The sequence below is a fragment of the Aristaeella hokkaidonensis genome, assembly GCF_018128945.1.
Lineage (GTDB): Bacteria > Bacillota > Clostridia > Christensenellales > Aristaeellaceae > Aristaeella > Aristaeella hokkaidonensis.
Genome location: NZ_CP068393.1, coordinates 1,166,071 through 1,191,582 on the forward strand (window position 1 = coordinate 1,166,071; position 25,512 = coordinate 1,191,582).

18 protein-coding genes and 1 tRNA gene are annotated in these 25,512 nt (G+C 51.2%); 8 read left to right on the plus strand and 11 right to left on the minus strand.

The features are described from left to right. Nucleotides 1-320 precede the first annotated feature (320 nt). The 3 genes from JYE49_RS05435 (at nucleotide 321) to galE (ending at nucleotide 3,656) form a co-directional block, all read left to right on the plus strand. Complete coding sequence (locus tag JYE49_RS05435; RefSeq protein ID WP_304583313.1) at nucleotides 321-1,736, plus strand: exopolysaccharide biosynthesis polyprenyl glycosylphosphotransferase; 1,416 nt, start codon at nucleotides 321-323, stop codon at nucleotides 1,734-1,736. After that, nucleotides 1,669-2,571 carry a nucleotidyltransferase family protein gene (locus tag JYE49_RS05440; protein ID WP_093956433.1) on the plus strand — a complete coding sequence of 301 codons (903 nt, stop codon included), beginning with the start codon at nucleotides 1,669-1,671 and terminating at the stop codon, nucleotides 2,569-2,571. The genes JYE49_RS05435 and JYE49_RS05440 overlap by 68 nt, the downstream gene beginning before the upstream one ends. Before the next feature lie 68 nt (nucleotides 2,572-2,639). Next, entirely contained in the window at nucleotides 2,640-3,656 is a 1,017-nt protein-coding gene (gene galE, locus JYE49_RS05445; protein ID WP_093956434.1) for a UDP-glucose 4-epimerase GalE, read from the plus strand. Between the two features lie 453 nt (nucleotides 3,657-4,109). Here the strand turns inward: galE and JYE49_RS05450 are convergent, their stop codons facing one another. Continuing rightward, nucleotides 4,110-4,295 carry a hypothetical protein gene (locus tag JYE49_RS05450; protein ID WP_093956435.1) on the minus strand — a complete coding sequence of 62 codons (186 nt, stop codon included), beginning with the start codon at nucleotides 4,293-4,295 and terminating at the stop codon, nucleotides 4,110-4,112. A gap of 146 nt (nucleotides 4,296-4,441) precedes the next feature. Here JYE49_RS05450 and JYE49_RS05455 point away from each other — a divergent pair, with 146 nt between their 5' ends. After that, nucleotides 4,442-9,610: a hypothetical protein gene (locus tag JYE49_RS05455; protein ID WP_093956436.1), complete on the plus strand. Its 5,169-nt coding sequence runs from the start codon at nucleotides 4,442-4,444 to the stop codon at nucleotides 9,608-9,610. Nucleotides 9,611-10,004: 394 nt separating this feature from the next. Then, nucleotides 10,005-10,751, plus strand: coding sequence for a TrmH family RNA methyltransferase (locus JYE49_RS05460; protein ID WP_093956437.1), 747 nt, complete (start codon nucleotides 10,005-10,007; stop codon nucleotides 10,749-10,751). Between the two features lie 123 nt (nucleotides 10,752-10,874). Here the strand turns inward: JYE49_RS05460 and JYE49_RS05465 are convergent, their stop codons facing one another. The 3 genes from JYE49_RS05465 to JYE49_RS05475 all read right to left on the minus strand — a co-directional run bounded on the left by JYE49_RS05465 (nucleotide 10,875) and on the right by JYE49_RS05475 (nucleotide 14,403). Then, complete coding sequence (locus tag JYE49_RS05465; protein ID WP_093956497.1) at nucleotides 10,875-12,050, minus strand: Gfo/Idh/MocA family protein; 1,176 nt, start codon at nucleotides 12,048-12,050, stop codon at nucleotides 10,875-10,877. Between the two features lie 115 nt (nucleotides 12,051-12,165). Further along, the gene (locus JYE49_RS05470; RefSeq protein WP_346763064.1) at nucleotides 12,166-13,224 is read right to left on the minus strand and encodes a Gfo/Idh/MocA family protein; all 1,059 of its coding nucleotides are present in this window, start codon (nucleotides 13,222-13,224) and stop codon (nucleotides 12,166-12,168) included. Nucleotides 13,225-13,242: 18 nt separating this feature from the next. Beyond that, the gene (locus JYE49_RS05475) at nucleotides 13,243-14,403 is read right to left on the minus strand and encodes a Gfo/Idh/MocA family protein (RefSeq protein ID WP_093956439.1); all 1,161 of its coding nucleotides are present in this window, start codon (nucleotides 14,401-14,403) and stop codon (nucleotides 13,243-13,245) included. 132 nt (nucleotides 14,404-14,535) lie between these two features. Here JYE49_RS05475 and JYE49_RS05480 point away from each other — a divergent pair, with 132 nt between their 5' ends. Further along, nucleotides 14,536-15,426: an AraC family transcriptional regulator gene (locus tag JYE49_RS05480; RefSeq protein WP_179217238.1), complete on the plus strand. Its 891-nt coding sequence runs from the start codon at nucleotides 14,536-14,538 to the stop codon at nucleotides 15,424-15,426. Nucleotides 15,427-15,574: 148 nt separating this feature from the next. On the opposite strand, the gene JYE49_RS05485 is transcribed toward JYE49_RS05480, so the two are convergent. From JYE49_RS05485 to JYE49_RS05495, 3 genes are all read right to left on the minus strand, one after another. Further along, nucleotides 15,575-17,167 carry an extracellular solute-binding protein gene (locus JYE49_RS05485; protein WP_093956441.1) on the minus strand — a complete coding sequence of 531 codons (1,593 nt, stop codon included), beginning with the start codon at nucleotides 17,165-17,167 and terminating at the stop codon, nucleotides 15,575-15,577. A 151-nt stretch (nucleotides 17,168-17,318) separates the two neighbouring features. Then, nucleotides 17,319-18,239, minus strand: a complete 921-nt coding sequence (locus tag JYE49_RS05490; RefSeq protein WP_179217239.1) for a carbohydrate ABC transporter permease — start codon at nucleotides 18,237-18,239, stop codon at nucleotides 17,319-17,321. Nucleotides 18,240-18,252: 13 nt separating this feature from the next. Next, nucleotides 18,253-19,188, minus strand: a complete 936-nt coding sequence (locus JYE49_RS05495) for an ABC transporter permease (protein ID WP_093956442.1) — start codon at nucleotides 19,186-19,188, stop codon at nucleotides 18,253-18,255. A gap of 225 nt (nucleotides 19,189-19,413) precedes the next feature. Between JYE49_RS05495 and JYE49_RS05500 the strand changes: the two genes are divergently transcribed. Beyond that, on the plus strand, nucleotides 19,414-20,409 hold the full coding sequence (locus JYE49_RS05500) for a helix-turn-helix domain-containing protein (protein WP_093956443.1): 996 nt from the start codon (nucleotides 19,414-19,416) through the stop codon (nucleotides 20,407-20,409). Between the two features lie 76 nt (nucleotides 20,410-20,485). On the opposite strand, the gene JYE49_RS05505 is transcribed toward JYE49_RS05500, so the two are convergent. Beyond that, a tRNA-Trp gene (locus JYE49_RS05505) sits at nucleotides 20,486-20,559 on the minus strand. A 141-nt stretch (nucleotides 20,560-20,700) separates the two neighbouring features. Here JYE49_RS05505 and JYE49_RS05510 point away from each other — a divergent pair. Beyond that, nucleotides 20,701-21,051, plus strand: coding sequence for a four helix bundle protein (locus tag JYE49_RS05510; RefSeq protein WP_093956444.1), 351 nt, complete (start codon nucleotides 20,701-20,703; stop codon nucleotides 21,049-21,051). Nucleotides 21,052-21,623: 572 nt separating this feature from the next. Here the strand turns inward: JYE49_RS05510 and JYE49_RS05515 are convergent. The 3 genes from JYE49_RS05515 to metA are packed head-to-tail and all read right to left on the minus strand — an operon-like array spanning nucleotide 21,624 to nucleotide 25,246. Continuing rightward, complete coding sequence (locus tag JYE49_RS05515; protein WP_093956445.1) at nucleotides 21,624-22,925, minus strand: TldD/PmbA family protein; 1,302 nt, start codon at nucleotides 22,923-22,925, stop codon at nucleotides 21,624-21,626. Between the two features lies 1 nt (nucleotide 22,926). After that, complete coding sequence (locus JYE49_RS05520; RefSeq protein WP_093956446.1) at nucleotides 22,927-24,312, minus strand: TldD/PmbA family protein; 1,386 nt, start codon at nucleotides 24,310-24,312, stop codon at nucleotides 22,927-22,929. Between the two features lie 13 nt (nucleotides 24,313-24,325). Then, the gene (gene metA / locus JYE49_RS05525) at nucleotides 24,326-25,246 is read right to left on the minus strand and encodes a homoserine O-acetyltransferase MetA (RefSeq protein WP_093956447.1); all 921 of its coding nucleotides are present in this window, start codon (nucleotides 25,244-25,246) and stop codon (nucleotides 24,326-24,328) included. Nucleotides 25,247-25,512 lie beyond the last annotated feature (266 nt).

Genomic DNA, 25,512 nt, shown 5'->3' on the forward strand with positions numbered 1-25,512 from the left:
TTTCCGCTTCAGGCGGTGATTGTCGCATTTTGAGGACATGAGAAACTGGCTTTTTGCACAGCAACTCAATATAAAATTTTAACATTCATGCGCTTTATTGTAAAGGATAAACTGATGAATTACGTTCGTCGGATGACGGATTCATTTTATGTCAGAATCCTTCACATATTTGTCTTTCCTTCCTCCTTTTGTAACATTGACACCTCTTTTAACACTATGATAAAATAATGTAGTTTTTGAGAAATGGAGGGGTCTGTTTGCCATTCCGGGGTCGCTCATCTCATCAGACAAAAACAGCTGTCCTGATTGGCCTCCTTTCATTGGTTCTTTATGTTTTATTGGGCCTTGCGTTTTTTGCGTGCCTTTCTATAACAAACTTCTTCCTGGTTCATGTAAACCGTACCCTGGCCACAACCCTGCTGACCTATACCGCCATGAGTGTTGCCATGCACGCGGTTTACGGCGGTTATGAAGTCGGCCGCAAAAAGAACAAGCCCGTGATTTCCGCTATGATTTCCGGTATTGCCATTACGGATATTGTAACTTATCTCCAGCTGGAAATCATGAACGTCAACCCTGAATATAACGATCATCTGATCATTTTTGGTCCCGATCTGCTTTGCCTTCTTCTCTGCTTCATCATCCAGATCATCATCATTATCCTGTTTGTCCGCGTCGGCAATCAGCTGTATTTCTATTTCACTCCGCCCAGGAGCTGTCTGCTGATCCTCGGTTCTCCTTCTCAGGAAGCAGCGCTCCGTTCCAAGATTGAACGCTATAAGCTTCAGTGGCGTATTGATGATGTTGTCCTTTACAATGTGCCCGATCTGACCCGTCGTATTGAAAAGGCCGACGTCATTTTCCTCGGTCAGCTCCCTTCCGGTGCCAAGATTGAGCTCATGAAGATCTGCTATGATGACCGCAAGGACGTCATGTGCAAGGCAGAGCTTGAAGATATCATGTTCTGCAATGCCCGTCCTGCCATTGTGGACGACGCGGCATTCCTTTCTATGGATTACAACAAGATCACCCCATTCCAGTTTGTTGCCAAGCGCTGCGGGGACATCATACTCTCTTCCCTTGCCCTGATCTTCTTTACGCCTTTAATCATTCTGTTTTCTGTCCTGATTAAACTGGAGGACGGCGGCCCTGTAATCTTCAAGCAGTCCCGTCTTACCGTCGCCGGCAGGCCTTTCACCATCCGTAAATTCCGCACCATGACTCCCCACAGTGAACTGGATGAGGTTCAGGTCTCCGTTGCCGTGGATGATCCCCGGATTACCAAAGTGGGTTCCTTCCTTCGCCGGTATCGCTTGGATGAGATTCCCCAGTTCTTTAACATCCTCATCGGCGATATGTCCATTGTTGGTCCCCGTCCCGAGATGATGGCCAACGTAGCCCGCTATAAAATGAACCTGCCCAGCTTCGTTTACCGTGAAAAGATGAAAGCCGGCCTCACAGGTTATGCGCAGATTGAAGGCCGTTACAACACTTCAGCGGAAGACAAGCTCATGCTTGATATGATGTATATCGAAAGCTTCTCCATCTGGCTGGATGTGAAACTGATGCTCAGGACCTTTACCGTCCTGTTCAAGAAAGATTCAACCCAGGGCTTTCAGAAGAGTCCCGGTTCGAATATCTTAGAAAAAAACGAGGAGATATTGAAAAATGAACACAACACTTCTGATCATGGCAGCCGGTCTCGGATCCCGGTACGGCGGAAACAAACAGATTGACAGAATCGGACCCAACGGAGAAATCCTGATGGAGTATTCCATCCATGACGCGGTGGAAGCCGGTTTCGATAAGGTGGTTTTTGTCATCCGCAAGAGCATGGATGAACTCTTCCGTTCCATGATCGGTGACAAGATCGCTAAAAAGGTTCATGTGGAATATGCCTATCAGGAATATGATTCCCTGCCCGGCGGCTTCGTTCCCCCGGCCGATCGTACCAAGCCCTATGGTACGGTTCACGCGGTTATGTGCGCAAAGGATGTGATCAACGAGCCCTTTGCCGTCATCAACGCGGATGACTATTATGGCCGCGACGCCTTCAAGGCCATGGCGGATGCCCTGCATCGCCTGCAGGCTGAAGAAAACAAAGCCTACATGGTCGCCTATTATCTGAAGAACACCGTTTCCAAACACGGCCATGTGACTCGCGGCGTCTGCACCACGGAAGACGGCCACCTGGTAAAAGTGACGGAAACCTTCAATATCCTGCCCTTCCCGGATGGCACCATTCGTGATATCCACGACAATCCTGAAGGAATCATCCTGGATCCGGATGCCCTCGTTTCCATGAATCTCTGGGGTTTCGCTCCTGACTTCTTCGAGGATGGCGTAAAGTACCTGGACGCTTTCCTGAAGGATGATTCCGGCGATCCCCTGAAGAAGGAGTGTCTCCTGCCCTCCCTGGTGGATTCGCTCATGCAGACCAAGGGCCTGCGGGTTGAAGTACTTTCCACCGATGCCGTCTGGTTCGGCGTTACCTATAAGGAAGATAAGGAATACGTCAGCGCGGAGCTGAAAAAACTGCATGACGCCGGCGTTTATCCGGCAGCCCTGTAATTACAGGTTTTTATTCGGATCGTTTCTTCGGAAACGATCCGTATCAAAAAGAAAAGGAATTTAATGACATGAAGATTCTGTTAACCGGCGGTGCCGGTTTTATCGGATCCCATACCTGTGTGGAGCTGTGCAACGCGGGTCATGAGCCCGTCATTGTGGACAATTATATCAACAGCTGCCCGGAAGCCATCCGCCGCATTGAAAAGATCGTCGGCCATCCGGTTCCTCATTATGAGGCAGACGTGGCTGATAAGGCAGCCATGGATCGTATTTTCAGCGAGAACAACTTCGACTGCGTTATTCACTTCGCCGGCCTGAAGGCGGTTGGTGAAAGCGTTTCCCAGCCCCTGCGTTATTACCGCAACAACCTGGATACGACCCTGACCCTGTGTGAAACCATGCAGGCCCATGGTGTCAAGCGCCTCGTCTTCTCTTCTTCTGCCACCGTATACGGCAATCAGACGGAAGTGCCTTACCGTGAGGATATGGTTTCCCTGGGCTGCACCAATCCCTATGGCTGGACCAAATACATGATTGAAAAAATCCTGGAGGGCCAGGTTGCGGCTGATCCGGAGTGGAGCGTTGTCCTTCTTCGTTATTTCAACCCCATCGGCGCTCATGAGTCCGGCCTCATTGGCGAGGATCCCGCCGGCATTCCCAACAACCTTGTTCCCTATATCGCCAAGGTGGCCGTAGGCCAGCTGGAAAAGCTCTCCGTTTTCGGTAATGATTATCCCACTCCGGATGGCACCGGCGTCCGGGATTATATCCATGTGGTTGACCTGGCCAAGGGCCATGTGAAGGCCTGTGATTATGCCGCTGCCCATACCGGCTCTGAAATCATCAATCTTGGTACCGGCCACGGCTATTCCGTCCTGGATCTGGTCAATACCTATTCCCGCGTCAATGACGTCGCTGTTCCTTATGTCATTGCTCCCCGCCGTCCCGGCGACATCGCGGAAAACTATGCCGATCCTTCCAAAGCCAGGGCTCTCCTCGGCTGGGAAGCAGAAAAGAACCTCGAGGACATGTGCCGCGATTCTTATAGATTCCAAAAGAATAATCCTAAGGGATATCATGAATAATCTCCGTCCGGAGATTATTCATAACTCTACACTCTTCACTGGTCTCTCTTAACTTATATACTTAAACCCTGCTTCCACCCAGAAGCAGGGTTTTTCTTCTACTCCCAAATATTAGTCAAACACTATAAACACTTTTTGCGTAGCAAAAAATATCATATTCGCCTTTAGGCGAATCTATCATATCGGGCGAACCTCTGAGGACCGCCAGTGGCGGAAATCTCGTCAGAGGTGAGGTCATCCGAAAGGGAGTAATCTCCCCAGTGGGGAGTTACGACCATTGAGGATGCGGGAAAAAGCCGATATATCATGTTGCGCAGCAACATATCATTCTTTTGCGCAGCAAAAGATAATTAAATGAATACTGAAAACTACTTCCTTTCGGAAGCAGTTTTATCCATCATTATTCATTTTTAAGTTTTAAGTTTTCAGTATTCATTTAAAGAATGACGAGAATCATTTATTCTCGTCATTCTTTCTTTTTACCCACACAACTCCATTTATCGCCAGCCCCATCAAAAACACAATGCTTCCCAGCGTCATCATCGTCTCTCTGATACTGCTATTGATGTTCATCCCCACAATAAACACAATCAGTCCCACAATCCAAAATATGCATCCTGCCACCGTCAGTTTTTTCATTTTATTTTCCTCCAAGCCATTCCCTGATCCTTACATTTCGGAGTATATCATATTCCCTTGCGCTTCGTAAACCTTCCGTGCAGGTTTTCACGTTTCATGTGTCGAATTGTTTATTGTTATATATTTTGTAAAGAGGGGACGCTCTTTTGAAGTCGTTTTTACTTCCGGTCGGTCATTATGCCGGTGCTTCCCTGCCTTCGCTCCTTTCAGCGTTGTCCTGCGGGGCTGCGGTTCCGGTGAACGGCCTGGATATCTTTCACATAACGGATCGGCCTGTTGATCCGATCCTGGTTCCGATGATCCGGGATCTGAATCAGGCCCATGTCCTTTTTGATCGTGCGGATAACAATTCGTTCTTTCCGTCTTCATTTGCATATGCTTCTTTCCGTCCTGAGCTGCCTTCCATTGGTGTGCTCTCTTCGGATCCTGCTTCTGCCGCCCTTCTGACCGCGCTGCGTGGTAAGGGTGTGCCGCTTTCCTATAAAACAGACAGGGAAGCTGTGGAATGGGCTTTTTCTGCCCTTCTCTCCTCTGATGCGGATGATCTCCAGCCGCTTCGCAAATTGTTTGATAAGCTGGTCAATTGTCAGTCTTCCGGGGAGGAGTACCGCGTCGTTGTACTCTGTGATCTTTGTGATCCGTTTTCTTCCGGCGTAGCTTTTGCCCTGCTTCGTTTCCTGCATGAAAACCTCAAAATTGATTCTTCAATCCTTTCCCTCTTCTGCCTGGCCGTCAGTTCTTCTGCCACTGTGAATGAGGCAAAGGATTTACTTTCTTCTTCCCTGCGTGCCCTTGCCTCCCAGAATTTGGTAGGCAAACCGGATCGCAGCGTTCCTGCCTGTGCGGATTCCGTCTGGCTGCTTTCTCTGCCTTCATCCATGGTACGCTCGGATGATTCTCTCCGTATCCTTTATACGGTTCTGGCCAGGCGTCTTGCCAACGTATTCACGTCTTCTGAGGTTCCTTCCGCTGGTCTGCACACGGTTTCTGTTCCCGGCGTGATCACTTTCCAGTCCCTGGGTGATCAGGCTGTTCCTTTTGCGGCTTTCCTGCATGCGGGCACCTGGCTGCTGGCGGATCTGATTCCCGCCTTCCAGTCCTATTGTGACCGTCCCGGTTCCTTACGTTCCCTGGCGCCCAATACGCGCAACGGCCTTTTCCGCCGTCTCATGCAGGGAGACGCTGTCACGCCGGAGCAGCGTGAAGTGGTCACAGTCATCCGTCGTGCCTTCAGCGCGGTTCTTGCTGAGATCGTCTCTATGATCCATTTCATGCCGGATCAGCTGCGCCTTGCAGAAGTATCTGATCCTCTCTGGCGCCGTGCTGTGGAAGCCTGCGGTAAAACCGTTACCGTAGCGTCTGAATATTACGTCTCCAAAGAAGAAGCAGAAGAATCCGGCATCATGGACGTAAAACCTGTCCACCGTGTTTCCATGGCCGATACGGAAGAGGAAAAAGCCCGGAGACGGCTTGAGGATATCGAAGTCCAGCTGAAAACTGAAATCGAAGCCCGTGATAAAATCTTTGCTTCCGTCGGTGGCAGCTGGGCACTTCCCGCCCTGCTGGACTGCCGCCGTCGCTGCCAGGAGGCTCTGGATCGCGCGTCTGCACAGTTGGAGAGCATGTCTCCTGATCAGGATCATCTCACCGTCGCTTCCCTGGCACGCCGCGTACGTCTGCTCCAGGCTGCTGTCAAACGCTGTGATGATGATCTGGCTGCCTGTACTTTTACCGGGCAGGATGCATCTGCTGCTCCGGAGGGACTGACCCCCTTCTCCGGTCAGCTGCTGAATGCTCCCGCTGCGGAAAAGCTTTCTGCCCTGCTCAACGCTTCTGAAAGCAGTGCCGACAGTATCCGTAAAGATCTGCAGGCCCAGATGCCCACTCTGCTTTTCGGCTTTACCCTTTCTGATGTTAAAACGCTTTTCCGCCATCTGCTGTCCTGCTGCAAGGAAGAATCCGGATCGGATCCTTTCACTTCCCTTTGTCTCTGTACGCTGGATGTCAGCCTGCGTGAAATCACTCCGCTTCGGTTCCTTTCTGCCGGGGATGTGCCATCGATTCCGATGCTGCCGGATATGTATCCGACTGCCCCGCTGCTGAAGGTTTCCTCCCTTCTGCCTCTCCTGGATGAATCCCAGGATACTGCCCGTGAAGCGGAGTCCGGTAAACGCGGCCTGTTTGCCATGCTGTTCCTTCGTCAGTACCGTCGCCGTACTGCTGATGAAGCTTCCCTCGTTTCTGAAACGCTGAAAATAGATGATTCTCCCGTTCTTCGTGCCTGGCTTTCTGCCCGCGCTTCCGAAACAGTGCAGCTCTTCTCCCTCGAGAAAGAGGATATAAAAGTTCCCTTTGCGCTTGTTCTGCCGGGTAAGGAATTCATTCCTGCCCGTCTTTCCACGTCGCACGTGCCGTTTATTCCCTCTTTTGCCATGCCCTGGTTTGATGAGGACTCCCTTTCCTTCCGGGATCCATGTTCCCTGCTTTGTGAGGGAGATCGTGCCGTTCTGCTGGAGCAGATGAATGCCATGACAGATCCCCGGCCGGAAAACCTGTCCAAACGACTGTTTAATTTCCTTTCTGATTTCCGTAAGGAGTTGCTTCGCTATCAGGATCCCACCGGACTTCCGGAGCGTCTCACGCTTCGCCTGAAGGCAGCCTTCGGTCTGCGCCTGCTGCCGGCCTTCAGTGATACCCTTGTTCGCACCGTCTGTTATTATGAGCGTTTCCTCACGGATGATACCCTGGCTGCTTCTCTGCTGAATCGTAAGTCCTTTACACCTTCAGCCTGTTCTGTACCGGATGATATCATCTATCTTTACAGGGACGTTCCCTTCGCACGGGAAAACTCCCGCACGCTGTTGGATGCGATTCCGCTTCCCGCGGAAAGCTGGATCCTGTCCCTTCTGGATCAGGAATGCCGTACGCTTTCCCGCGCTTCAGACGAGTACCATGATCATCTCGTCCGGGAACTCAGTCTCCTGCTGGAGCGTTATCCTGATGCCCTGTCCGATGCACGTCAGGTAGCCTTTGATCTGTTGGAAAAAGCCGGCCTGCCGGTTACCGATACGGATACGGAACTTGCCTGGCCCTGGGATACCTCTTCTCCTTCTGTCAATACGATCCTTACGGAATCCCTGGGGCAGGATCTTGCTTCTGCTGCCCTGCAGCCCTTCAGTGATTATCTGACGCTTTTCCCTGCCCGCGGTAACAGCATTATCGGCGATTCACTCATGGCGTCCATGTGTGTCCTTGCGCCTTCTTATGTTCCGGAGGATGAGGAAAACGCTGCTGCTGTTGCGCCTGACGCAATCCTTCCGCCGCTTTCTGACGGTCTTTGTGCTGCGCTCTGCCGTCTGCCGGAAGGAAAAACCCTCATTCGTCCCGGCCTTCTGTCTTTTGAACGGACAGAAAACAATGCCATCCGTGTTGCTCTGACGCTGGAAGGCAGCTTTACGGTACGTCTGACCCGTGTATATGCAGAGGAAGAAATCCTCAACCTGTATTCCCATGATATTCCGACTTTGGCCGTCTGGCCGAATCTGCCTTTCGCTCCGGAAGACTGGCATGCTTACTTCACCTATGCTTCCCTGCCTGAAGGATTCGCCGTCTCTGTCAATACGGCGGACGGTTCTTCTGTCACTCCGGAAGCCTCTTCCCGCACTGTGTGCCGTACCGCGTCCTTCCCGACCTCATTCTCCCTTCTGAAGGACGGCCGTTCTGCCGGTTCCGTACCGAACCTGCTGCCCCAGCCGGACGTCATCAAGCAGGATGTCGTCACTGCCTGTGTGGATTTCGGTTCTGTCGGTACTTCTGTCATTTTCTCCACAGGACGTCAGCGTCGTCCGCTTCAGGGGCCGACACTGGTTCGTACATTGATCAATAATCCTTCTTTGTCCAGGGATCTTCTCCGCAGGGAATTCCTGCCTGCTGTTCCGGTGTCTGCGCTGCTGCCTACCGCCTCCAGGATTTTCCGCAATGTGCCGGGTGAAGCGCCGCTGCCTTTTGAAGATGGCATTGTCCTGATGTCCGCGGATCTTCAGGATGTGCTTTCCATCCCTTCCGAGGCGCTTTATACCTGCCTCAAGTGGGAAGAGGAAAAAGGACGGTCTGTTTCCCTCTGTCTGCATCAGATCATGCTTATGTCGGCCCTGCAGGCCCGTTCCGATGGTGCCCATACCCTGCTCTGGCGTTTCTCTGTTCCGGATGAAATGGCCAAAACAGGCCGGGAAAATCTCACTGCTCTCTTCGCTTCCCTGGCGGATCAGGTATGTAAGGAAGCCGGTTTCCCGAATCCTGATAAAGTTCCGCCGGTTACCTTTGCGGCTGAAAGCTCTGCCCTCGGCGCCTATTTCCGTTTCTGTGCTTCCGAGGATACCCGCGGCGGCTTCATGGTCATGGATATCGGCGCCTGTACAGCGGATATTTCCCTCTTCCTGCGCGGTCGTGAGCAGGCCGTACGTACCTGCCAGATCCCGCTGGGCGTCCATTATATGCTGCTGCCTTCCCTGCTGCGCAATCCTTCTTTGCTGCGGGAAGAGCTCAGCTTTATCCAGGATCCTTCCATTCAGCAGGATCTCCTGATGCTGGAGAAAACGTTCATCAATGCCAAGGCGGATCCTTCTGCCCTGCGGCATTCCCGCCTGGCGCTGGATAACTTTATTGCCGATCACTATCGTTATGTCCTGCCCGGTCTCCTACAGAATCCCATGAACGGTATGCCGACTTATCTGGGTTCCGTCCTGCTCCTGCACTTCAGTTTCCTGATGATGCTTTCAGGTCTGGTGCTCCTGCAGATCGCCGCGGATCCCGGCAAAAACGATTTCCTGCCTGAGCAGATGACCCTTTGCCTTTCCGGCCGGGGTTCCCTGCTTCCCGAAAGCCTGCCGGATCCCTATAAGGCGGCGCTCTGGCATTTTCTTACCATGTTCCGCAATCGCCGGGTCGCGTCTCTCTCTTTCCTCTTCTCTTCGGAAAAGAAGATGGAAATTCCCGTAGGCCTTTCCATGCTGGAGGATGTCACTCCCGGCATTCCGGCAGCTTCCACGGTTCCCGCTGCCATCTCTGTCCGTCCGGAAGAGCTTCTGCCTCAGTTCATTCTCCGCTTTGCCAAGGAGTTCCCCGCTTCTGCGGAGGTGCTGTTCCATGGCTTCTTCACCGGTGATTTCTATCATCCCTTCACTCCTTGGGGTGAGTCCGTAATCTCGGAAGCGATTGCCTCCTGCTTCACTGCCCAGACCGAGCATCGCCCCTATGATGCCTTGTCCGCCTGGATAACAACCCTGATAGATATGGTTCAGACCCATACGTCTTAAGATTGGTAGACACTATAATCACTTTCGGCGAAGCCGAAAATATCACATCCTGCGCAGCAGGATATATCATATTCGTCGCAGACGAATATATCATATTGGGCTTCGCCCAATATATCATTTGCGAAGCAATATATACTCAAAAGCCCCTTACCTCAACAAAACCCTAACCCTAAGACATTGGATATTTAAATTCATTCAAAAGAAAAATCCTTTAGGATTTTCATCCACCATTTTTAAGTTATTGAGGAGTCATCCGTGCTTTAGCACGGCTAATGACTCCCATGTTACAGCCGTACATCGTTGCAAGCGAAGCGATGCAAGGATGGTTTACGGCGATCACAAAGTTTTCAGTTTTAAGTTTTAATTGACTTCTCGTTTACGAAAGGAAGGTATTATGGAACACCTTACTTCCCTCAAAAACCCAAAAGTCATTTCCTTTCGTTCGCTCAAGGACAAGAAAGGCCGCGAAACCCAAAATGCCTTCCTCGTCGAGGGTGTTCGTATGGTTCAGGAAGCGCTTTCTTCATCCTTTCTTGTCCGTGCAATACTTCTCCGAGAAGATTATCAACCCGAATATCAGCTTCCCGCTGATATTCCCCTTTACATCCTCCCTTGCCACGTCTTCCAGTCCGTCTGTGACACAAAGACGCCTCAGGGAATCGCTGCTGTCCTGACGCTCCAAGCGTGCGAGGCATCCGGTCCCCGTCTGCTGGCCCTGGACGGCGTTCAGGATCCCGGCAATGTGGGCACCATTATCCGCACTGCGGATGCGGCCGGCTTCACCGGCGTCCTGTTCAGTCCGGAGTGCGCTGATCTCTTTTCTCCCAAGGTCCTGCGGGCCACCATGGGCAGTATTTTCCGTCTTGGTTTCTCTTTCCCGGCTTCCCTTCCGGAAGCTCTTGAGCAATATAAAAAGGACGGATATTCCGTCCTTTCATCCCAGCTGGATGGTTCACCTTTCTATGAACGTCAGGATGTGGCTTCTTCCTTTATCCTGATCATCGGCAATGAGGGTAACGGCGTTTCCGATGCCGTCAAGGCCGTCGCTACTCATCGTCTCTGCCTGCCCATGCGGGGCGGAGCTGAATCACTGAATGCTGCTGTCGCGGCAGGCATCATGATGTATGACCTGACCCGTTGATCATGTTTTAACGTTCGCCGACAGGTGAACATTTCACTTTCGACGGAGTCGAAAATTTCATATTGAACCGTTTTCGGTTCAATATTTCATGTTGCCTGTGGTAACATTTCATTGTGGGCCAGCTCACTGTCCCGCTTTGGCCCCTGTTCCCGTATGGTCTGATTCATAGGTAATGTCGCCGGTTTTCCGCACTGTGGAACCGGCGATTTTCTTATCCAGCAGCTCGTGGAACTTATCTTCCGGTACAGGAACGGATACCATCTCTCCTGTCCATCCGGAATAATGGATCGCGTTGGAAAGCTGCAATGCCCGAAGTCCGTCTTCCGCGTCTGCTGTCAGGGGCGTTCCATGCAGCAGGTGAGCCGCAAAGGCGTTCAGTACGCCGATATGCTGTGGGTTCTCACCGTCTGTCTGGATTTCTTCTTCTTTTGCGTTGCACTGGTACCAGGGATTATCACTGTTGAAGCACGTTTCTCTTTCATTCTGTCCCAGTCGGAAGCATCTGATCTTTCCGTCTTCACAGATCAGTTTGCCCCGTTCGCAGTCAATCTCCAGCCGGTTGGTTCCCGGCAGATCTCCTGTGGATGCGGTAAATACGCCTGTAGCGCCGTTACCGAATTCCAGGTATGCCGTTACGTCATCTTCAACCTCAATATGATGCCATTTCCCTTCATGACATTGTGCCTGTACCTTTACCGGCATGCCGCAAAGCCAGATCAGCAGATCCAGCTGGTGCGGACACTGGTTCAGCAGGACGCCGCCGCCTTCTCCTGCCCAGGTGGCTCGCCAGGATCCGGAATCGTAGTATTTCTGCGTTCTGTACCAGTCTGTCACAATCCAGCTCATCCGCTTGATTGCGCCAAGTTCCTGGTTCTGCATAATGTTTCGGATCGCCCGGTATACGCTGTTTGTTCGCTGGTTAAACATCAGGGCCAGGGTCTTTCCGGAGGTGGCAGCGCAACGGATCATTCTCCTGCCCGCCGCAGCTTCCACTGAGATCGGTTTTTCGCACAGCACATCCAGTCCATGGCTCATCGCCTGGACTGCCAGCTGCTCATGCAGGTAGTGCGGCACCGCAATCAGCACCGCGTCGCACTCTCCACTTCGGATCAGGTCTCTTCCGGATGGGAATACTTTTACGCTTTCCGGCAGCTCATGCCGTGCCCATTCCATGCGGTCTTCCCGCACGTCCGCCACAGCAGCAAGCTCAATCTCCGGGCATTTCCCTGCCGCCAGATTCCGGCAGTGCTCCGAACCCATATTCCCGATTCCGATAACACCCAATCGGATCTTCTTCATAGCTTCCATTTAATTCCCCGTTTTACAACCCTAATTCTGATTAAATACTGGAAAAATCCTTTAGGATTTTTCTTCCGCCATTTTTAAGTTTTAAGTCTTAAGTTTTAAGTTTTCATTACTTCAGGCGCACCGCTTTAGCCTGCGCCTGAAGGCTCAGCTCCGCCGCCTTGAACGCATGTTCCTGCGTCATCGCGTTCTCCGTCCTGTTCAGGCAGTCCAGGATCAGCTGGCCGAAGAAAGGATATCCAGTCACGCCGACCGCGTTCACATACTTCTCTCCCTTGTCGTTAACAACGAAAATGTGTCCGCCGCCGTTCTGTTCAGAGGCGAGATTAACGTACTTCCGGATTTCAATAAAGCCCTTTGTTCCCTGGATGAACATCCGTCCGTCTCCCCAGGTGCGCAGGCCGTCCGGTGTGAACCAATCCAGCTTGAAGTATCCGGCTGCTCCGTTCTTGCCGGTCAGCTGGGCGTCGCCGAAGTCTTCCAGTTCCGGATATTCCGGATGGTCGAAGTTCGCGATTCGGCTGGAAGTCACTACCGCGTCTTCTTCCTTGGCGTAATACAGGAACTGTTCAAACTGATGGCTGCCGATATCACACAGGATACCGCCGTATTTTTCCCGTTCAAAGAACCATGCAGGTCTTCCGGGTGCGCCAAGGCGGTGCGGTCCGAATCCGGTCACGGAAACAACCTTGCCGATTTCTCCGCTCTCCGCGATATATCCGGCCAGGATGGAACCTTCATCATGCAGCCGTTCCGCATAATACACCATGTACTTTTTCCCGGTTTCCGTCACAGCTTTCTTTGCGGAATCCAGCTGTTCCAGGGTAGTGAACGGCGCCTTATCGGTAAAGTAATCTTTCCCGGCATTCATCGCCCGAAGGCCGAGGGCACAGCGTTCGCTGGTGATGGCTGCACCGGCAATCATATGGGTCTCCGGGTCTCCCAGGGCTTCTTCCTCGCTCCGGGCTGCTTTCGCCTGCGGAAACGCCTTCAGGAAGGCTTCTACCTTTTTCTCATCCGGGTCATAAACATACTTCAGCGTACCGCCGGCCTCGGTAAGTCCGTTGCACATGCCGTAGATATGTCCGTGATCCAGCCGTACTGCGGAAAACACGAACTCTCCCGGCTTCACGACCGGCTGGGGTTTTCCCTTCGGTGCGTAGTTCATTCCGTCTGAAACATTCATTTATTTTTCCCCTTTCCGGAAATTACCGAAGGACAGTTCACCGTCCAGGTTTTCCACGGAAGCTGTTTTCTCGTAAAAATGAGGTACATTAGCCCTGATCCCTTCCACGGTGTAGAAAGGATCATCTTTCGTCAGGGGCAGGGTGACTGCGGTCTTCATACTGCCTGCTTTATAGATCGCGCAGATGAGTTCAATCGTCCTGCGGCCGTCTTCGCCCGTGATAAAGGGTTCCCTGTCTTCTTCCAGGGCTCTCAGCACGTCGTCCAGCTGTCCGTCATGCATTTCATAGGTTACCGGCGGCAGAGCCGCGAGATACTCATCTGCTTTCTTTGCAAATTCCTCATCCGGATCAGGAAGCGGAAAACCGTTCGGCTGTGGCTGTGAGGCATATACGCTGTAAGGCCAGGCAATCTTGGCTTTCTCGCACTGGAAAATCAACGCCTGTTCTTCTCCGTGTGAAACAACCGACGCGGTCAGTGTAGCCAGGGCTCCGGGATATTCCATCACGGAAACAGACAGATCCTCTACTTCAGCGTTGTCATGTCCGGTATTTGCCAGGATGCTGGTCACCCTGTCAGGCGTTCCCATCATCCAGCCAAGCATATCGATGTGATGGACCGCATGGTTCAGGGTGCATCCGCCCCCCTCTGTTTTCCATGTTCCGCGCCACCACAAATCATAGTAGCTGTGCCCGCGGAACCACAGGGAGTCCACAGTCACATGGCGTACTTTTCCGGCCATGCCGCTGTCCAGCAGTGCCTTCAGGTTCCTTACCGGCAGGCGGAAACGGTTCTGCGCGATAATGGAAAGCTTCTTCCCGCTTTCATCCCTTGCCCGCAGCATGGCGTCACATTCTTCCAGTGATGCAGCCATGGGCTTTTCGCATACTACGTTCTTCCCGCTTCTCAGGGCGTTAATGGAAATTTCAGCATGCACAAAGGGTGGTGTGCATACGTCCACCAAGTCTATATCCTTATCCAGGATTTCATGATGATCCAGGTAAACATCCGCGTCCAGGTTGTATTGTTCCTTGACACGCTGCGCCTTTCCGGGGATAATATCTACAAGGGCTGCGATCCTGCATCGCTCCGGAAATCTCAGGTAGGCTTTGATATGAGCATGGGAGATTCCGCCTGTACCGATGATCGCTACGTTAATCATTATCATCACCTCATTTTGATGGTTTTAGTCCTTCTCTGTTGGTTTCAGTATAGGTAAATGCGGGTGCATTCTCCATACGAATCCGGTTTCTTTGTATGCAAATACTGCACATTCCATTCAGGAGGTGGTCTTGTGGAATCCTATGATGTCCAGACTCCCTTTGAACCGATGCAGCAGGGTGGTCAGGGTTATGAAGGCCGATACAGATTCAGTGAATCGATCGAAGTTACCCAATATCATTGTCACGATTATTATGAACTATATATTCATCTTCATGGCGGCCAGTATATGGGCGTTGATAACAAAATCTATACGCTGAAGCCCAATCAGGTTTTCATTCTGCCGCCGTTCTGTATGCATGGGCTTTCCTGCACCAGTGAGCTCCGCAATTACGAACGTGCCTTCCTCAATTGCTCTCCGGAAGTTATGAGCAATCTTGGCTGTGGTCAGCTGGATCTGAACCAGTTCTTCCACGCCTGCGCTTCAGGCGGCCATTATACCTATCAGCTTTCCGATGCTGATGCGGAGCGCTTCGTGCACTGCGTTCGTCAGATCGAGGCTTCTGACTCACGTGAAATGGATGCCGTGGAAAGGCTTCAGGCCTATTCCTATATGATCATTCTGGTCAATCTTCTTTGTCAGGTAATCCGCCGTACCGTACCTGTTCAGGATGAAACCGGGACAAACAGCGTCATTCAGGAAGTGCTGACCTATATCAACAACCACTATACCCAGCAGCTACGGATCAGTGATCTGGCTCACCGTTTCGGTGTCAGTGAGTCCTATCTTTCCCATGAGTTTTCCCGTTTTACCAACCGCAGTATCTATGATTACATTCTCTACCGCCGCGTCACGCTTGCGCGCCGCCAGATGCTCGGTGAGGATTCATTGAACGCGATTGCCTATCAGTGCGGCTTTAATGATTATTCCAATTTTCTTCGTTCTTTTACCCGTATCGCCGGGATTTCCCCCAGCAAATACCGCAAACAACTCCTTCAGTACAGTCACCGCGAACTGAACTGACATAAATTGTTATTCATTTTTCTATATCTATAGTTTTTCCCGGATATAAAGTCTCTATATTATTTTTCAGTTTTAAGTTTTAAGTTTTCATTATTCATTTTTTATAAAAAGGGTGCCGGCATAACCGGCACCCCTTTTTATAAATCAATCAAAGGTCTCCCGGGAATACGCCGCGGTAGTTGCCCGCATTGTAAGCCGCGCGGAATTCGTCGATCATCTGCTGAGCACCGGAGTTCAGGATATCCTGGATGCCGGCATCATAGACAGCGTCGAATTCGGCAGGATCGCAGCTGACCACGTCAGCCAGGAACTTGCCCTGAGCGCTCTTAACGGTGGCGCCGTAGTCGGTGTCAGCCTGGATGCTGACGGTGAAGCTGATCTGGGTCCACGCATCGGTCAGAGCGTCAGCGTAGGAAGCCACGACGTCATCTTCATATCCCTTGAAGGGCAGGGCCAGAGCGGCAGCGTTCTTGGCGTCGTCGCCGTAGCACAGACCGTTGGAGATGAAGCAGATGTCGCCGGCGTGCATCTTGTTCTCGTCCGGAACAGCGTCAGCGCTCTTCACGCCGAACGGGATGCCGTCGTCGGTCAGGCCTTCATAGTTGATGCCTTCGATACCGTTCTGCATAGCGAACATGTTCTCCGGAATGGCCATCCAGTCGAGGTACTTCATCGCGGCCACAGCGGTCTTCTCGTCGGTGGTCAGCGGGATGATGATGCTCAGGCCGGCAGGAGCGTACATGTCATGCAGGGTCTTTCCGCCCAGGCTCTCGTTCTTGAAGGGGTTGACGGTGACCCAGTGGCCGCCTTCAACGTTCTTCTCGAGTTCGATCTGGTAGTTCTTGTCAGTCCGCCAGGGCTGGTCGGGCTGCTGGGAGAAGAATCCGTTGTAACCCATGATCAGGGCGGTATCATTCGCCTGGTCATTGTCGGTCAGGGCGAAGGTTTCGGGGATGATGCCCTCATGATACAGGGTGTTCATCCAGCGGAAGCCTTCCTTGCTGCCGGGCAGCATTTCGGGGTTCTTGCAGTATGCGAACCAGTCTTCCTTGGTAACCTTGGTGAAATCGATGAAAGCATCGGTGAACCGGCGTACATTGTACAGCGGATCGGGAGCATAGATGCCGAAGGAGAAGGGAGAGGTATTCTCGCCAGCCAGCTTGGCTTCCTTGGCAGCACGCAGGTAAGCGGTGAACTCTTCGATGTTGGTGGGCTTTTCCATGTTCAGGGCCTTCAGCCAGTCTTCACGGATGAAGTTACCAACGTTAGCGCGGCTGATACGACGGGCCGGGATGTACCACTGTTCGGGGGTGCCATCGCCGTCATGATCGCTCTGGCCGTAGGTCAGGAGCTCGTCGCCCAGGAACGCCTTCAGGTTTTCGCCGTAGGTGTTCAGCAGGTCATCCAGCTGCCAGATACCTTCGTCGTCGATGCACTGCTGCACCAGGCCGCCGTTGTAGGTCAGGCACAGGTCAGGAGCGGTGCCGCCGGCCAGCGCGGTGGTCAGCAGGTCGCCTTCGGTCCAACGGGCGTAGGACACGAACTCGAGCTTGATCTTGTTGGGATCGCCGAAGTGTTCCTGAGCGTACTTCAGCTGCCAGCAGTCAGTCACGTTCAGACCGGCGATTTCGCGGTCATAGGTCTCAACCCGCAGCGTAATCCATTCGTCTTCCGCCAGGGAGGGTCCTGCGATGCCCAGCAGCAGAGCCAGGGTCAGCAGAATAGCCAGGGTCTTTTTCATGTTTGGGTTCCTCCTTTTTTTATATTTCAAGGGCTTCTGCCCTGAAATTCAAACCCTTTTTCATTTCCTGAAAAATCCTTTTGATTTTTCTTCCGCCATTTTTAAGTCTTAAGTTTTAAGTTTTCATTATTCATTAAGCCTGAAAGGCTGTTTAGCCTTTCACGGCTCCAATCGTCACGCCCGCCACAAAGTACCGCTGCACGAACGGATAGACCACCAGGATCGGCAGTGTGGCAAAGATGATGGATGCCGGCTCAATGGATTCGGAAACGCTTGTAGCCACTGTAGAGGCTCCGCCTTCCAGGGCTGCCACGTCAACCGCCTGTGAACCCTTAATGATGTGGTACAGTTTCAGCTGCAGAGGCTGGTAAGCTTTTGTCTGTATGTAGTACAGGGCGTCCTGGAAGCTGTTCCACTTGCCTACCGCATAGAACAGCGTCAGTGTGGCCAGGGATGCCATGGACAGCGGCAGGTAAACCTTCAGCAGTACCTGGAAGTCATTCGCGCCGTCAATGATGGCTGCTTCTTCCAGTTCGTTGGGCAGTGTCTGGAAAAAGCTCTTCAGGATGATCATGTTATAGGTGCTCAGCATACCTGGGAGAATCAGTGCCCAGGGGCTGTCCATCAGGCCCAGTTCTTTGATGTTCAGGTAATGCGGGATAATACCGCCGGAGAAATACATCGTGAACAATGCCAGGAAGCTGAAGAAGTTACGCCCGCGCAGGCGTTTCTTTGTCAGCGGATAGGCCATCAGGATCGTCATGATCATGGAGAACAGGGTATATACAACCGTAATAATGATCGTGAACACGAGGCTGCGCGTCATGCTCTTATCGGAGAAGATCGCCTGGTATGCTGTGGTTTCAAAATCCACAGGCCAGAAGCTCACGTCGCCGCGCAGGATAGCCGACTTGGAACTGAAGGATACTGCCGCCACGTTTACGAACGGAAGCAGGCACGTCAGGCTGAAGAGAATAATGACAATCGTCAGGATAATCTGTGCAGGTGTCCAGATCTTTGCTTTCTTGACTACGATCTCATGCTGATCAGGAGTAATGATTTTCTCTGCCATCTCATCCACCTCCTTACCAGATGCCTTCTTCGCCGAGGCGTCTGGCAATGATATTGGCCCCGGTGATCAGGATCAGTCCAACCACAGACTGGAACAGACCCACGGCTGTGGCTCTCGCAAACTGGGAGTTCGTAATACCGGCACGGTATACGAAGGTGGAAAGTACGTCACAGTAATTCTGAACCATCGGGTTGCCCAGCACGTACGGCCGGTCAAAACTGATGTTCATCATCTGGCCGACGTTCAGGATCAGCAGGATCACGATGGTGCTGCGGATACCCGGCAGGGTCACATGCCAGATCTGCTGGAGCTTGTTCGCGCCGTCGATCTTGGCTGCTTCGAACAGCTCCATGTTGATTCCGGTAATGGCGGACAGGTAGAGGATTGTTCCCCATCCCATGCTCTGCCACACGCCGATCAGCGTGTAGGTTGCCTGCCAGTGCGGGCCGTCAGTCAGGAACGGAATGCTCTTGTCGATCCAGCCCAGTCTCAGCAGCGTCGCGTTGATAATACCGGTCTTCGGGCTGAAGATCTGCAGCACCATACCGCCGATAATGATCCAGCTCAGGAAGTGCGGCAGGTACAGCAGTGTCTGGGATACTTTCTTAACCTTGATGCTTTTCATCTCATTCAGCAGGATTGCCAGGATGATCGGCACCGGGAAACCGGCCACCAGGCCGAGGAAGTTCAGCCACAGGGTGTTTTTCAGGGCTACCGGGAAGTCAGGCATATTCATCACGAACTTGAAGTTCTCAAGTCCGATCCATTTGCTTCCCCACATGCCCTTGAACATGTTGAATTTCTGGAAACCGATGATAACACCAACCATCGGCTTGTAGCAGAAGATCAGGTAAAAAGCCACAGGCAGGATCAGCATGACGTATAGTCTCCAGTCCCTGTGAAGCCACCCTGCGTTGTTTCTGGGCTTCCTGATGGAACGCGTGGTCATATGCTTCCCCCTTGCATGCATTTCTTTTGCGTAATATGGTCAATTATTGTCCGTTTCACCTGTATTATATGTGCACAATTTATATACTTTCCATGCAAATCATGTCATAAACTATGCACATCCTGCTTTATCTGTACTGTCTATTGCATACAATCTGAGTTTTTACCAGTATCATATTGTATTTATATCTAAATACATATTTATGAATTCATACACGAGTTGTTCATGTTTTGCTATACAATCTTGTGCTTTTTGTATACATGGTCTTATAATAGGTGCAATTCAGATACTCCTCCGGAGGGAAATGTTATGAGTAATTCCGATCAGGTATCCTTATCCAACTTCGGATATTCTTCTATGGGACACGGTCGCAGTGATTATGAAGGCTATTATGGCATATCACTGAACAAGCCGCGTTACGGTTATCATTGCCACGACTTCTATGAATTCTTTCTCCATATCAGTGGTGCCCGGGACTTTGGCGTGGATAATGAAATGTATCTTCTTCAGCCAAATCAGCTGGTCATTGTTCCTCCCTTCCATATGCATGGCCTCATGTGGGATCAGGTTCTTCCGCGTTATGAGCGGGCTTTCCTTTACTGTTCAGCTGATTACCTGTCCACGATTGGCAGCGGACAGATTGACCTGCCCCAGCTTTTTTCGGAAAAGCTGAAAGGCCAGGGCTGTTTGATTTATAATCTTTCTGATGAAACAGCATCTGAATGTACTGAATACCTGAAAACGCTCATGGCAAACTGCAAAAAGTTTTCTCCCCTGGATCATTTCAGGGATCTTTCTTATCTTCTTCCTTTCTTCCGGATCATTCTTGATACGATGGATGATATTTCACCCCAGCAGCCAAACACCTCATTGAATCCTTTAATGCATCAGGTGCTGGTATATATCAATGAACATTTTATTGAGCCTCTGACCCTCGATTCTCTTTCAGAGCAGTTCGGCATCAGTGTCTCTACCCTTTCACATGAGTTCATGCATTATATTCACCACAGCGTCTATAACTACATCATTTACCGCCGCGTCATGCTCGCCAGGGAAAAACTCTTCGAAGAGATTTCCTTAGGCGAGATTTCTGATTTATGCGGCTTTGGAGACTATTCCAATTTCCTTCGTTCCTTCAAAAAACTCACCGGTGTTTCTCCCAGTGAGTATCGCGCCCAGCTCCAGGCCCACCAGTCCAAAGCAAAAGCGCTTGACCTATGATAAAAAAGCCCTCTGCCTGATGGCAAAGGGCTTTTTCAAACGAAAAAACCTCCATCTTACGATGGAGGTTTTCTCTTGGCAGGGGCAGAAGGATTCGAACCCTCAACAAAGGTTTTGGAGACCCACGTGTTACCATTACACCATGCCCCTATTGCATTCGCAACAGTGGCATTATATGAAAAAACATACCACTTTGTCAAGGTAATTTTTTGTTTATCATGTGTCTCTTTCTTCTTGCCTTAAATCACGTCATTTTATATACTTTTCATATACATTTCTGAGGTGATCTGCATGAAAGAGAATAAGCTTGTTTCAATGTCCATAGACTTTTCTGTAGATATTATCCGGCTTCTTGATAACGTGAAGGGTCATTCTTCCCTTTGCAATCAGTTGGAGCGCTGTGCGACATCTATCGGAGCCAATATCCATGAATCAAATTATGCCCAGAGCAAATCTGATTTCATTTCCAAGCTGGAAATAGCCTTGAAAGAATCCTATGAGGCAGATTACTGGCTTGAGCTACTTTCTCGTGCCAACCTTGCCTCACCTGAGGCTGTCCGTTCCCTTAAAAACCAGTGTGGTGTGATCCGTCGTCTTCTGATCTCATCCATCACAACAACCAAACAAAACCGCGACTCATAAAGAAGAATTGGGAACGATCTCTCCATTCTTCCTATCAGGTTTCAATAGGCCAGTAAAGCCTTCGCTTACGCCACTTCGTGGGCTTGACTGTCCATCTGAAACCTGAGCTTAGTCAGTCAAGAGATCGTTCCTATTCTGTGTCCGCCAAACCGGACCGTGTTCTCTTTTGTGTTTTCACCCTTCTACCATGCTTTACCCTTTGCAAAAAACAAATAGATAGATAGGCCAAAACACTATAATCACATTTCGCGAAGCAAAATATATCATGTTGCGCAGCAACATATCATTTTGATAAAGTGCGCGTAGCGCCTTTATCAAATAATCAAGTCTTTTAACCTTCTGTTTTACTTTTTCCTTTCTCTCACGTATCCAATATTAGGTTTAAACACTATAATCACATCCCGCATTTATGCGGGATATATCATATAAGGCGGCGACACGTTAGTGTCCCCGCCTTATCTATCATATTCGCATTAAGCGAATATATCATGTTGCGAAGCAACATATCATTTTGATAAAGTGCGCGCAGCGCCTTTATCAAACAATTTGTTTATTTGGTATCAAATAAACAATCACTTGCCTGAGATGGTGATTCCATCGAAGGCAATGAACGGCAGCGAGTTGTTCCCATCATTCGCGATATCTTTACTGATATCGCGAATGTTTACCAGCATGTCGGGTACATTCCCGCTGATCATCGTCTCGCTTATCGCTGCCGTTATTTTCCCATTCTCGATCAGGAAGCTATTTTTTGCCACTCCCGAGAACTCACCGCTTGCCGCCGGTTGTCCGCCCGAGAATCTCATGACCAGCAGTCCTTTGTCGATTCCGCTGATGATCTCTTCCAGCGTTTTTTCGCCGGCCGCAACGTGCATGTTTCTTCCGCCGTTTCCGGCACGTTTGTTTCCGGTCTTGTTTGCGGCGTATTGGCTCAGGCAGAAGCTGTTCAGCTTTCCGTCCTTAATCAGGTCAAAGTTCTCTGTCTCGTATCCTTCCGCGGTGTGCCGGTTCGGAACCACAACGTCGTCGTTGTAGGGTTCAGAGCTCATGTTGAACCGCGGATCTGCCACCTGTTCGCCCAGCTTGTCTTTCCATATGCTGGTGCCATCGATCATGCAGGCGTCGCCGACAAAGTTGCCCATAATCGTACCCAGTACGATCTCATATAGTGCCATGGGAGCCAGGATCACCGGTCCGTTGAATTTTCCTTCCAGGGAGATCGGATCCAGCTGCTTTTCAACCATGCTGATTTCCCAGTCGATCTTGCCGCATTCCAGCACCGGCTTATCCAGCGTCTTCAGCGTGATATCGCTGCCATAGAAGGATGTGCTCTTCTCTCCTTCATGTGCGGAATACATCAGGCTGAAAGTGTATGCGCCGTAATTCGTCACATAGTTCACGCCGTTTGTGTTCATAAACACTTCTGTGCCGCTGTTATGTTCGGTGATCATCTGCTCCATCAGGATCGTCGGGTGCTTCTCCTTGATGCTCTCCAGCAGTTCCTTTGTCCGCATGAACAGCTTGTCGGTATCGCATTCCGGGGCGCCGTCCGTATATTCCTTTTCAACGGGCTCTTTGGCGTATTCCCATGCTTCGTCCGGCTGACCGCTTTCCGCAGCCGCTATCGCGTCAGAAACGGCATTCTTCACCGTTTCAATATCAAACTTGTTGATCGCTACTGTGCCCTTCTTTTGATCCTTCAGCAGCGTAATGGTGACGTTGCGGTTAAACAGTGATCTCATCAGGGAGAATCTGCCGCCGTCCACATTGAATTCCTTTTTCTCGCCCTCGCTGACGCTGCACTGGGCATATTCTGCGCCCTTCGCTTTTGCTTCTGCCAGGATCTCTCTGGCCAGTTCTTTCATTCTATCCATCTTATCGGCCTCCGATCTTAACCTTGCAGCGCAGCGCGGGGCCGCCCATGCCTACCGGCATCGGCTGTTTCTTTCCGCACATACCGGAACTCACCCACACAACCTTATCGCTGACCATGTCAACTGTCTTCAGCATCTCGAAAGCCACGCCGGAAATCGTGGTATCCAGCAGGGCCTTGCCGAGCTTGCCGTTCTTGATTTCGTATCCCATTGTCACGCCGAACATGAATTCGCCGGTCGTGTCTGCCTGTCCGTTGTTGGACTGGATCAGGTAGTATCCGTCGTCCACGGATGCAATCATGTCCTCCAGCTTGTCTTTGCCGGGGTGGATGGAGGTATTGCGCATCCGGATCAGCGGTTCATCCTGGAACAGCCATGCACGGGCGTTGCCCTGGGGCGTCATGCCGAAGTGCTGTGCGCTTTCCCGGCTGTTCATGTATCCGGTCAGTATACCATTCACAATCAGCGGAGAATCGGTCGCTTCGGTGCCTTCATCGTCGATGTACACCGGCAGCGGGCACTTCTCGCCGAAGGCGGTATGTGCAAAGTCTGTCAGGGTCACCAGGTCGCTGGCCACCCGCTTGTTCAGGCACGGGCCTGCTACGCTGCCGCCCAGCACCAGGTCCGCTTCCACGGTATGGCCCACAGCTTCATGGCTCAGCATGCCGCTCATCATACCGTCCAGGATTACGGTCTTTTCGCCAGCGTCCGCGTATACGCCTTCCCGCTTCTGCATCAGCTTTTCATATAGGTCGTCAATCTCCACATGCAGCTTGGTTGGATCGGCAAAGTTGTCGCCGAATACGCCGCTTCCGCCGAACGCCTGGAACAGTTCCACCGGCGTGCCTGCGTCCGTCTGCGCCGTCAGTACGACGTACATATAGGATCTGGGAGCCAGGATGTGTCCGCTTGCCCCGTCAGAGGTCACAATCAGCTTCTCCATGGAGTCTTCCATGGCAACGATTGTGCGGCTGACCAGGTTCGGATACTTCTTGGTGATGTATGCGTCTGCCTCACGGGCAAAATCCACATAAAGCTTCTGCTCCGCGTCCTTGATATCTTCCTGTGTGGGCATCTGCTTCAGTGCCATTTTCGGCAGGGCAGGCTTTCCAATTCCTGCGTGCTTGTTCATGAAGGCAGCGTTCTCTGTCGCGGCCTTCAGTACCATTTCTGCCGCCTCGCCGGTATATTCGGCCATGGAGGAGAAACCGTATACGCCGCCCTCATATACCCGGGCGGAAACACCGGATACGTCGGAGCGTACGTTTCCCATCAGGGCGCCGTTCAGCAGAACGGCTCTGCGGGTTCTGTTGTTCTGTCCGCGCAGTTCGGTATGAGCGCCGTCAGCAAACAGGGCTTTTTTATCTGTCAGTATATCCTGCAGCATTTTGTTCTTCCTTTCATTCATTGATCTCGTTCAGATCATACGGTGTGGTCTGGTAGACCATGTAGTTCAGCCAGTTGGCATACAGCAGGTTTGCGTGGCTGCGCCAGGTGACCAGCGGTTCCTGGGTATCATCGTCATTCGGATAATAGTTCTTCGGAACCTCAATCGGCAGTCCCGCGTTCTTGTCCCGCAGGTACTCTTTTTCCAGTGTCCGCGGATCATACTCGCTGTGTCCCATAATGAACACCTGCCGGCCGTTCTCCGTAATCATTGCGTAAACGCCTGCTTCGTCGGAGGAAGCCAGGATTTTGAGCTTTCCGCACTTTTCCAGGTCTTCGCGGCGTACTGTGGTGTGCCGGCTGTGAGGAGCCATAAACACGTCATCAAAGCCGCGCAGGAGAATGTAGTTCTTCCGCTCTGCTTTGTGCTGGAATACGCCGAACAGCTTCTTCTCCAGCGGAATTTTCGGAATGCCGAAGTGGTAGTACAGCGCTGCCTGCGCGCCCCAGCAGATATGGAAGGTGCTGTGTACATGCTTCTTGCTCCACTCCATAATCTCGCACAGTTCGTCCCAGTATTCCACTTCTTCAAAGGGCATCTGTTCCACCGGTGCGCCGGTGATAATCATACCGTCAAAGTTCTGGTTGCGGATATCGTCAAATTCCTTATAAAAGGCAGTCAGGTGCTCTGCCGACGTATTCTTTGACACATGGCTCTTCATCTTCACCAGCTCGGTTTCCACCTGCAGTGAGGTGTTTCCCAGCAGGCGCAGCAGCTGCGTTTCGGTATCGATCTTCGTGGGCATCAGATTCACGATGGCGATTCGCAGCGGACGGATATCCTGGGTCGTTGCCCGGTTTTCCGTCATCACGAAGATATTCTCATCCGTCAGCGTTTTGTACGCCGGCAGTTCATTGGAAATCTTAATCGGCATAGTGCATCTTCCTTCCTGGCGTTTACTGTGCAATATTGTATTCTTTCCCGCTCTTTTAATCAAGTTCCTTTCCCTGAAAACCACATGAACATCCTGTGAACTCGCCACTTTCCTATGTGTTTTTACTTATAAAACTATTTATGATTCATCATAAATGGTTTTCTCCGCCATTATTCATTTTTAAGTCTTCAGTTTTAAGTTTTAAGTACAAAAGACATCTGCTTTTGCAGACGTCTTTTGATATCTCATTTTTAAGTTTTAAGTCT